This is a genomic window from Calditrichota bacterium, assembly GCA_014359355.1.
Classification (GTDB): Bacteria; Zhuqueibacterota; Zhuqueibacteria; order JANLFK01; family Oleimicrobiaceae; genus Oleimicrobium.
Genome location: JACIZP010000125.1, coordinates 1 through 9,299 on the forward strand (window position 1 = coordinate 1; position 9,299 = coordinate 9,299).

10 protein-coding genes are annotated in these 9,299 nt (G+C 61.5%); all 10 read right to left on the minus strand.

Translation table 11 applies throughout. The features are described from left to right. A partial coding sequence (locus H5U38_05240) for a glycosyltransferase family 9 protein (protein ID MBC7186425.1) occupies positions 1-771 on the minus strand: 771 nt, incomplete at its 3' end. 5 nt (positions 772-776) lie between these two features. Further along, on the minus strand, positions 777-1,679 hold the full coding sequence (locus tag H5U38_05245) for a lysophospholipid acyltransferase family protein (GenBank protein MBC7186426.1): 903 nt from the start codon (positions 1,677-1,679) through the stop codon (positions 777-779). Between the two features lie 3 nt (positions 1,680-1,682). Next, positions 1,683-2,633, minus strand: a complete 951-nt coding sequence (locus H5U38_05250; protein ID MBC7186427.1) for a hypothetical protein — start codon at positions 2,631-2,633, stop codon at positions 1,683-1,685. A gap of 39 nt (positions 2,634-2,672) precedes the next feature. Beyond that, complete coding sequence (locus tag H5U38_05255) at positions 2,673-3,053, minus strand: hypothetical protein (protein ID MBC7186428.1); 381 nt, start codon at positions 3,051-3,053, stop codon at positions 2,673-2,675. A 31-nt stretch (positions 3,054-3,084) separates the two neighbouring features. Beyond that, positions 3,085-3,573 (minus strand): hypothetical protein, encoded by a 489-nt coding sequence (locus H5U38_05260; protein MBC7186429.1) that lies wholly within the window; start codon positions 3,571-3,573, stop codon positions 3,085-3,087. 37 nt (positions 3,574-3,610) lie between these two features. Then, complete coding sequence (locus H5U38_05265; protein MBC7186430.1) at positions 3,611-4,759, minus strand: response regulator; 1,149 nt, start codon at positions 4,757-4,759, stop codon at positions 3,611-3,613. Positions 4,760-4,769: 10 nt separating this feature from the next. After that, positions 4,770-6,482 carry a response regulator gene (locus H5U38_05270; protein ID MBC7186431.1) on the minus strand — a complete coding sequence of 571 codons (1,713 nt, stop codon included), beginning with the start codon at positions 6,480-6,482 and terminating at the stop codon, positions 4,770-4,772. Positions 6,483-6,595: 113 nt separating this feature from the next. Next, positions 6,596-7,207 carry a hypothetical protein gene (locus tag H5U38_05275; protein MBC7186432.1) on the minus strand — a complete coding sequence of 204 codons (612 nt, stop codon included), beginning with the start codon at positions 7,205-7,207 and terminating at the stop codon, positions 6,596-6,598. A gap of 183 nt (positions 7,208-7,390) precedes the next feature. Next, entirely contained in the window at positions 7,391-8,488 is a 1,098-nt protein-coding gene (locus tag H5U38_05280; GenBank protein MBC7186433.1) for a hypothetical protein, read from the minus strand. Between the two features lie 325 nt (positions 8,489-8,813). Then, positions 8,814-9,299: helix-turn-helix domain-containing protein (locus H5U38_05285; protein MBC7186434.1), on the minus strand; the 486-nt coding region annotated here is incomplete at its 5' end.

The following is a 9,299-nucleotide window of genomic DNA, read 5'->3' on the forward strand; positions in this document are numbered from 1 at the left end:
TAGTTCCGCGGACTGGCGGAGCGCAAGCCGGCCGGCAGCATTGATAGCCTGGCCGCCGATCGCCGCGCACACCTGAGAGGCCAACTCCCGGTCCTCGGGTCCGCCGATGACCACGACAGCGGCCCCCAGCTGACGAACGGCCAGCCTCCCCACCTGCGCGAACCCCTCGGGAGTCCAGCGCTTGGTGGGCCAGATCGAACCCGGGGCCAAGCCGAGCAGAGGACGCTTGCCGGGGGCGCCGCCCAGCACTTCATTGACCCTCTCGTGGTCGCGGGTGTCCGGAAAGACCTCGGGCTGCAGACCGTCTGCAGCGCCGCCGATAGCTTGGAGCAGGGCAAGGTTGCGCTCTACTTCGTGCTGGGTGCGTTGGTAGGCGACGCGGTGGGTGTAAAGGAACGCGCCAGGGGCGGTCGCAAATCCCACGCGCAGTCGGATGCCGGCGGCCCATGCCAGAAGTGCAGTGCGCAGCGAGCGGTGCGGCAGCAAGGCAAGTTCGAAGTGTTGCTGCCGGAGGCTGCGCGCAAGGCGGAACAGCGCAGCAACGCCGGCCTGCTTTCCCCTCTTGTCGTAGACGATCAGCTGGTCCAGGTAGGGGTTGTTCTCCAGCAGGTTGGCGGCGTTGGGCGTGGCCAAAAACGCGAGCCGGCAGCCGGGCATGCTCTTCTTCGCTGCCCGGACCAAGGGGGTGCTCAGCACAATGTCCCCTGGAAAAGCGGTGTGGACGATGAGCGCCGACTTGCAAGAAAGTGGGGTGGACAAAACGCCGCCCATTGCAGCTACTCGAGGCGTATGCCGCCGGGCAGTGTCTTCCAGCGGCGGTGCATCCAGAACCAATGGTCTGGGTACTCACGCACGTACTTTTCCAGGAGCGAGGTGTAGGCCTGGGTGGCACGCTGGATGTTGTCCTCGCTCAGCTCAGCCTCTCCACCCGGAGTAGCCAGGTCCAGATAAACCCGATGATGTGTGTTCCTCCACCTGACCGCCGAGCCGAAGAGGATGGGTGCCCCGGTCTTCAGCGAGAAGACGGCAGGCCCCTTGGGCGTCGATGCCGGGCGCCCAAAGAAGGTAACAAAAACCCCATTCTTGCCGGCATCTTGGTCCGAAAGGAGCGCCACGAATTTGCCTTCTCTGAGCGCTTTGACGACGCCACGGACCGCCGCCCCCATGTGGATGATCTCCACGCCCATGCGCTGGCGGTAGCGGTTCATCAGGTCATCGATGCGCTTGTTGTGCTGCTCACCAACCAGAAACGCCTCGGCATAGCCCAGAGCGCGTATCGCAGCGCCCATGATCTCCCAGTTGCCAAAGTGCCCACCTACGAGCACCACGCCCTTCCCTTTGCTTCGTGCCCATTCTAACAGCGACGGGTCGGGGAAGTGCACGAGTTCAAGCACCTTTTGCGGCGTGAGGTCGGGAAAGCGAATGTACTCGATGGTCATTTTGACAAAGTTCTGGTACGCGCGATGGGCGATCTGCGTGAGCTCGTTCTGGTCTTTTTCCGGAAAGGCATGTCGCAGGTTGTCCATTGTCACCCGTCGCCTGACCTTGAGCACCCTAAACGTGAAGGTGCCCACCCAGTCCCCGATGCGTAGGGAGGTCGCCCAGGGCATCAGCCGCACGAAAATGGCCATGACTGCCATCAGCCAGTATTCAACGAGGTGTCGAATGCGCAGAGTCACGCTTCAGTGATTCTCCCACGGTTGTTCAGTGTCGCTGTTTTTTGCATCTTCCTCAGCCCAGGTGCGGGCGATTTTTCGCGTGCGGGCACGCACCGCAAGGAATGCCCCGACCGCCAACAAGAGGATTAGCACCCACAGGTACCAATCGGCCTCCGCGAGGAAGGTCCAGCGGTAGCGGTGGCGCAGATACTTGCGCCACTCCTGCTCGAACTCCCAGGAGTCCTTGCCGATGGCACTTTCAAAGGCGGCGTCCAGGTCCAAGCCTTGGCCAATTCCGGCGAGCAACGTGCGCACGGCCTGCAGGCCATAAGTCTGGCGCAAGTATTGAACGGCCAGAAAACTCTCCTGATAAGCCAACCTCGCTTTGTGCTCAGGGTAGCTGTTCAGCTCCTGCACATCCTCGAGGCCCAGCAGGGAGTTGGTGAGCAGAGCCTTGGAGACCTGCGACGGCGACGTCCACTGCTGTTCGCGGGAGTAGTGGATGGCCAGGCCTTCGGTGAGCCAACGCGGCAGCTCCTGGTAGTTGCTGGCCACCGCCACGAGTGCGTGTGCCATCTCGTGGACTATGGTCTGGTCGAGCTCTCCTCCACTCGGGCCCCAGCGCGGGGAGGGCAGGTACACGGTGGGGCCGTGCGCCTCCAAGGTCATCGCGCCGACTGCCCAGCGCGGCAGGCGTCCTTCGGTCAGAGCAGCAAGCTCCTTGGCGGAGGGAGCCAGCACTACGTGGACGCGCGGCGCCCCCTCTGGGGCCAGGTCCTGAGCGATGGTCGCACAAGCAAGCTCCGCCTGTCTCAATACCAGTTCTGCGTTTCGTTCGTCGGCGGCGACAAAGTGCACCACCACGCCTGCACCCGGGAGCACGAACCACTCTGGCTTCTGTCCGGCAAACGCGCCATAGGCAGCGACAAGAAACAGCCCCACGCGGAACAGACCCTGGATTAGGTGGAAACGCACTCCTTCTCCCTGCGTGCTGCCCACGGTCTGTGGTCGCTCTTAGACTCCTGGCCCCGACTTCAGATACTCTTGCACCAGGGCGGCCATCACGTCGAGCTGTCCCTTGAGTTTGCGCCGCGCGCATTCGCGATGCTGTCGAATGCAATGGCTGGCCTTGCACGCGAAGGACGGCTCGGTGCAACCCTGCTCCTTCTGGTAGATTGCCGATGGCACCATGCGGCGCGTGATCTCCTGGTGCGAAAAGGCTTTCCCCTTGGCCTTGATGCCGAACTCCACAGTCGTATCCCACACGAACCGCTGGAGGGCTACCACCTGGTGGTCGTCGAGTTGATCCACCAGTGGGCTAAGGGCGCGTCCATTGAAAAGCAGGTGGAGGGCGAGCAGCTTTATTCCCTCAGGCAGCGAGTTGTTGTTCTTCATTTCCGACAATAGCTTGCCTTGCTGGTCCGCTTCACAAGTCGGGGACACGGTCCAGAAGCATGTCAAGAAGCGTCGTGTACACGGTGCGAATGGATGCTACGTCGTGGGACCGGAAGAACAGGAACCTGGTTGCAGCAGAGAGTCTGATGCCTCCCGCGCAAAAATGGGACGGAACCGGGGGAGCGCCGTTGCCGGCATCGGCAGCAACAAGGATAGGGACTTGCCAGCCATCGCGGAAAAAGTCCAATAGCCGCTGTGCCTGCTCTAAAGAGGGGCGTTCGCGCCACTGATAGGCCACCACTATTCCGAGCACCCGCGACAGCAGCAGGTCCCAACGGTAGTTCTCAGGATCCGCCGATATTTGTACGCCGTAGACGTGCAAGGTCAAATTGTCGCTCACGGGCAGCCGGCCAAAGTGGAGCGTGCTGCTGGCGTGATGCACATCCGCGCAGACCGCGCGCACCAGCTTCTCAGCATCGAGGTCCTTGGGGGTTACCAGTGCTATTTCGCCGTACCTCATTCTGCCTTATCCTGTGGGACACTCGGCTTCATGGCTGTTATGCCAAGCGGGCGCGCGCCACCAGCAACTCGGCTCGTGTGAGCCGATGCCCCGCAATGTGGTTGGTTGCGGGCGACGACTCTGGGTACGGTACGGTGCCGCTCCCAAAGAGTTCCGCTACTGCTGCCAGGGGCGACCTAAAGGCGACGCCGTGTGCATGCGGCAAGAGAGGAGGGTGGCTGGTGGAGAGTTCCGCCTCATCTTGGTCGCAGGCGCGCAACAACCCTTTCTCCCAGAGGCCGCGAAGGCGTCGTGCGAGCGTCAATGGGTCCTCGGGGCTCTCGTCCAGGACTGTAGCGATGGCGCATGGCGGGGAGAAGCGTGCCAGCAAAGCCCGGCTCGGTTCGTCCAGCTCCGAATCGGCAGAAGCTGGAATGCTCTGCACTGGCACGTGCAGAGAGGGAAGGCCTGCGAGGGCGTCGTTCCACTCTTCTGCGCGGGCCAAGGCCATGGCCAGAAGCTCCCTTGTAGGCGTGAGCACGCGCTGAGCGCGTTCCACTGTCGTAAAGTCTGCCAGAAAGGTGCCCTCCTTCCACAGCAGCAGCGCAGCCAGCGCTGCCTCGCCGAGTCGCTGGCCCAAGGTGGCGTCGACGACCTCGCCGTTGCGCACGTAGATGGCCCCTCGTTGACCATCTTTGCGCAGATGCAGCACGCCGGAACGGCCAGCGGCGTGAAAGATCTCCAGAAGGTCGACCGGCGACATCTCTGCAAGCGAACCAGAAAAGCCTTTCTCCATATCCTCCGGGCCAGGCAGGGGAGTGGCAGCGTGTATTTCGTTCAGCAGCACCTCCAGCCGGGCCACGACCTCCTGGGCTATGTAGGGCTTGGGGACGAACTCGTCCGGCCCCAACTCGATGATGCGGACGCGGTCGTCGAGGAGCCTTTGCTCAGCAATGATAATTACTGGGACCGTTTGGGTGCGCTCGTCATTCCGCAGATGGCGGAGCAGTTCTTCGCCGCTCATCTTGGGGAGTTGCAGCCCGGTGATCACTGCGTCCGGCACCTCCCGGGCGCAGAGCTGGAGAACTTTTTCGGCGCTGTCCACCTGGCCCACGCGGCAGCCACGCTGCAGCAGGAGGGCTTTGAGGGGCTGCATTGCCTGGGGATCCTGGTCGACGAGAAGTATTTTCTTTCGCTCCAGCACCATGCGCGCTGCCCTAGTTGCTCCCTACATGCTCCTGCGCGGCGACTTTCGCGCTGACTTTGCGCGTCTTTCCCAGTGCCAAGAGCGGAGCGACCAGCTTCTCCACAGACTCCCTATCTGTGGGGTCACAGAAGAAGAGAGGGTCTGTGGGTGCCAGGCCAAGGCGGCGACGCACAGCTTCAACGTCAGGCGGAGCCGCGCCCACGTTGGTGACCGCCACTACCGAGGGCAGAGGTGCAAGGGTACGTCGCAGCGAGGAGATGAGGTACGCGTAGTAGTCGTAGTGCTCGCTCTGAGAGCCGTCCACTACGATCACGCATCCGGAAAGTTCGAATGCTACAATCCTCGACAGGGCGCCGAAGCGTGGGTCTGGCTCGAGGCCGAAGACCTCCAACCGCACACCATTGCTCAGCAGTGCCGTGCCTCGATCCAGCGAGATGTCACCAAAGCTTCGCAAGGTGCGCACGCGGAAGTTGCCCTCGGTGAGGGTGCGCACGATTTGCCGCCTGCCAGCGCGGACGCTACCGATGAATATGATGCCCTGTCGCGCAGCAATGGGGCGTGGTGTTGGTGGTGGTGTGGTCTTTTCTACCGGAGGCGGGGCTACCTGCTCCTCGGGTTCCCTGGCGATGGGTCCGGTGGCGGTGGGTGCCAGAGGAGTCTCGGCGCCGGCCTGGGGTCGCTCCTCTTCCGGTAGCAGAGCGAGCTTGGGTTCCCGCAGGGCAATTGGCCCAAAGGGTTCGGCCGTTTCTTCTGCCTCGGGCTCTGGCTGGTCAACACGCCGCAAAAAGCCCTGTCGGTACAGCTTGACGATGCGTTGCAACGCAGTGGGCAAGTCGTAGCCGCAGTCATCTATCACCGCGTTGAGGGGGCGCTGGCCGTCGAACAGGGAGATGAACTTTTGCATCTCAGGGCTTGGCTCACGGCGCGCCAGGATCTGTCGGAAGTTCTCGGTAGGCACCATGACGGCGTCCAGGCCCGGCAACTGCTTCTCCAGCGACTGGATTTCCTCCAAGCGCCTTGCTCCTTCCAGCAGGAGTCCTAATGTGCTCAGCGGCATGCCGTCGGCGGCGTCAGTTTCTTCATAGGAGACGGAAAAGCGACCACGACGCCAGGTGAGCATGTCGAAGAGGGCATTCTCCTGCTTAGTCTTGCTGGTCATGGCGCTTACGACGGCGCCGCGCCGGAGAACGACTTGTCCTGTGAGGCCAGAGGGGCTAGTTAAACGGATCGTGGCGGTTGTGCCCTCGTGGCCCATTTGCAGGAGCAGGTCGAACAACGGCAGGTCTTCCAGGCGGCCGCTGGGACCGCGTTGCACAGCCGTGCTCCGGCGCCGCCGCAGTCGCGCCAGTACCATCTCCACGCGCGCTACCACCTCTCTGACGTGCATGGGCTTGGCCAAAAAGTCCTTCGCCCCTAAGTTCAGCGCGCGGATCTTGGTCTCGGCGTCCCCCGCCTTGCTCAGGAAGATGACAGGTGTGTGCGCAGTGCGCGGATCGCTCTCGATGCGGTCCAACAGCTCCGCCCCGTCTGCATCCGGAAAGACGAATTCCGAGAGCACGAGGTCCGGCTGCACCTCGGGGATCTTGGTAACCGCCTCACCGATGTTGCTGCACGTAAAGACTTGGTAGCCGACCGCAGAGAGGTGTTCGCGCAGGATGCGTACGTTCTCCGCATGCGGGTCAACGAGCAGCAACTTTGTCCTATCGTCTCCAGTGGTCGGCATGAAGGGGTGAACCCTAGGTGCACGTGTGCCATTTTGGAGCTCAAATATAACAAAGATTCCCCCACTTGTCAAGCTTTTTCAGGGCAAGGTTTGGGAAGAGGCCAAGGCGAGGCTCACTGACCAGGCGCCCTCTCGGCGCGGAGGGCACTGGTGATCATGTCGATCCGCGAGAGGCTGCCGCTCCGCGGGGAGGCAAGCGGCTGCAGGCAGACTTCCTGTGCTTCAAGGTCGGAGATTTGGACTTGGTCCACGACCGCCATCCCGTAGCGGCTCAAGGTGCTGCTCTTACCCAGACCGGGGAAGCAAATCGTGGCGCAGGCACGGCCATCGTCGGGTGCCCATAGGAAAAGCAGGAGCTGAGAGGCATGTTCGGTCTTCAGCGCATAGAGGCCTGCATCACCACCTGCCAGCACTCGTGCAGCAAAGTCCTTCACTGCATCCTCAAGTGCCTCCCCTGGGATGCGGCCCACTTGTTCACAGCGGAACACGCGCCCGCCGTCAGCTTGGGTGGCTACGGGACGCAGGGCAAAGTGGGCGACCTCTTTCACGTCGAGCGTGCGGTGGAAAACATAGTCGAGCACGCAGGCGGACACAGGTGCCGACAAGCTGGAGAGCAATAGGTCGTAAAAGCGGGAGAGCTCACGTGCGATGGCGCGACACCGTGGACAAGCGTCGATGTGGCTGCGTAGCCCATCAGGGCGGGCGGCCGCGGGAGAATCAGTCAAGACCAGAAGTTCGATTTCGGCTTCCGTGGGACACCGGCCATGCGCCGGTTTTCGGCGAGGTTGCCTCATAGTGGTCGGCTTTGTACGTTCTCGTTGACGGCCCTCACGCGGGCCTCAGGTATCTCCTGCTCCAATCGACCGTGCTGTCGTACTATACATGCAAGCCTCCATTTCTACGTAAAATCACAGGAGCACGCGCAGCTGCTGACGGAACTCCTTCTTTGCCACTTTGGCCAGGTACTCGAAAATGGTGCGTTCCTCACGACGGTACTGTTTCTGCGTGAGGTTAGGGATGCGGTCCTTGAGCAGTCGGAAGTAGGAGTCGGGACGTCGATCATCGACCAGATCGTCGAGCACGTCCACCAAGGCGTCGCAGTAGATGGCTGCTTTCTCTTCGCCGAGCTTGCCACCTTGCAGGTACGTGGTGTGGAGCTTCTGCCGCACGCGGCGAATTGCTCGCTCTTTGGCAATCCTGATCTCCTCAAGCTGAAGGTGGTCCAAAGGGGTCGCCATGTGCTTCTCACCGCCGACGCTGTCGCGGAACATTTCGTTGCGCACGGTGCGAATGATTCGGGCTACCACATCCACGGAAAGGTAGTTCTGGTAGGTCGACTCCGCTTCTACAAGCGCCAAGAGTTTTTTGATCGACGCGGACACCGAGTCGCGGGGATGGTTGACACCATTGAACTGAATGCACAGGAGTTCTTCTGGGAAGGGTGGACATTCCCGGCGCAGCGGTGGACAGTGGGGATACACCGTGTCGCGAGCTCCTCCGTCGCGGCCGTTCGGGGCGTAGCAGATGAACTCCCGCCCCATTTCGCGAAAACAGGTGAGCTCCTTGGAATTGCGCACCGCCACTTTGATGTTGCGGACCACCTTTGCACCTTCCGGGTCGCGCTCGCGGAAGATGCGCGACAACTCCTGCTTGGTCTTCTTCACCACCAAACGGCGCACCTGCAACATCATCTCGGCGTCGTTGTCGCCAATCTCATCCAACTTTTGGCCAAAGTACTTGCGCAATTGCACAAATGCGCCGTGTTCGTCGCGCATGAACAGTTCGGCGACGCAGTCCATGGCCAAGTCTTCCAGTTCCTCCCGATCTTGGCGGACAAGGGCAATGCGCTTCCCGGAAAGCTCCTGGTAGCGCAGGTAGCTGAGCGCGGCCTTTTGCAGCAGGTTAACGAACTGGACCAATTCGGCCGAAGAATAGGTGCCGGCGCAAATCTTGCGGATCAGGCCGGTCAGGCTGAAGCTTGGCGAAGGATGGTGTTGTGTGTGCACGGTTGCTCTCTCGACGGATTCCAACATGCTGCGTGGGACCAGTTGTTGTCATGCTCCTTGCGACGGTTGCGCGAGGCAAGCCGGTGATTACGGCTTCCGACACGTCCGCAAACTGCATACCAGCCACCAGTCGTTTGCCCTGCAGAACGCCTTCGCAGAAACAGGCACTTACGGCTTCCGCTGCCTGGCCCTGCAGGTGAATTGTTGCAGAACTGTAATCAGGCGAAACACCTGTGCCGGTATGATACACCGAGGGGTGAGACAGTGGTGCCGCCACGCCACTGGTTGTCATGGGCAGCAGCGGGCGCGCAGGGGATTGGGGGCACTACTTGATCATCGGCAGGCCGTACTTCTTGGCCTTGCGGTAAATGGTAGCCCGACCAATGCCCAGCTTCTTCGCCGTTTGCGAAACGTTTCCGCCACACTCCAACAGCGCCTGCCGCAATGCCTCCTCCTCCAACTTCTCGATCCAGTTGGCAAGAGTGTGGTCTGCTTCATACAGGCGCTTCTCACCCAACGCCCTCACCGCAGCGGGTAGGTCACTGGGCATAATCTCCTTGGTCGCCGCCAGGACGACGGCGCGCTCAATGGCATTCTCCAGTTCGCGCACGTTGCCAGGCCAATGATAGGCCATCAGAAGCTCGAGCGCGTCAGGGGAGATGCCCTCGATCTCCTTGCCTTCCTCCTGGCTGTACTTCTTCAGGAAAAAGGCCGCCAATGCTGGGATGTCTTCCTTCCGTTCGCGCAAGGGTGGTAACTTGATGGGGAAGACCGCAATGCGATAGTAGAGATCTTCGCGGAATTCGCCCTT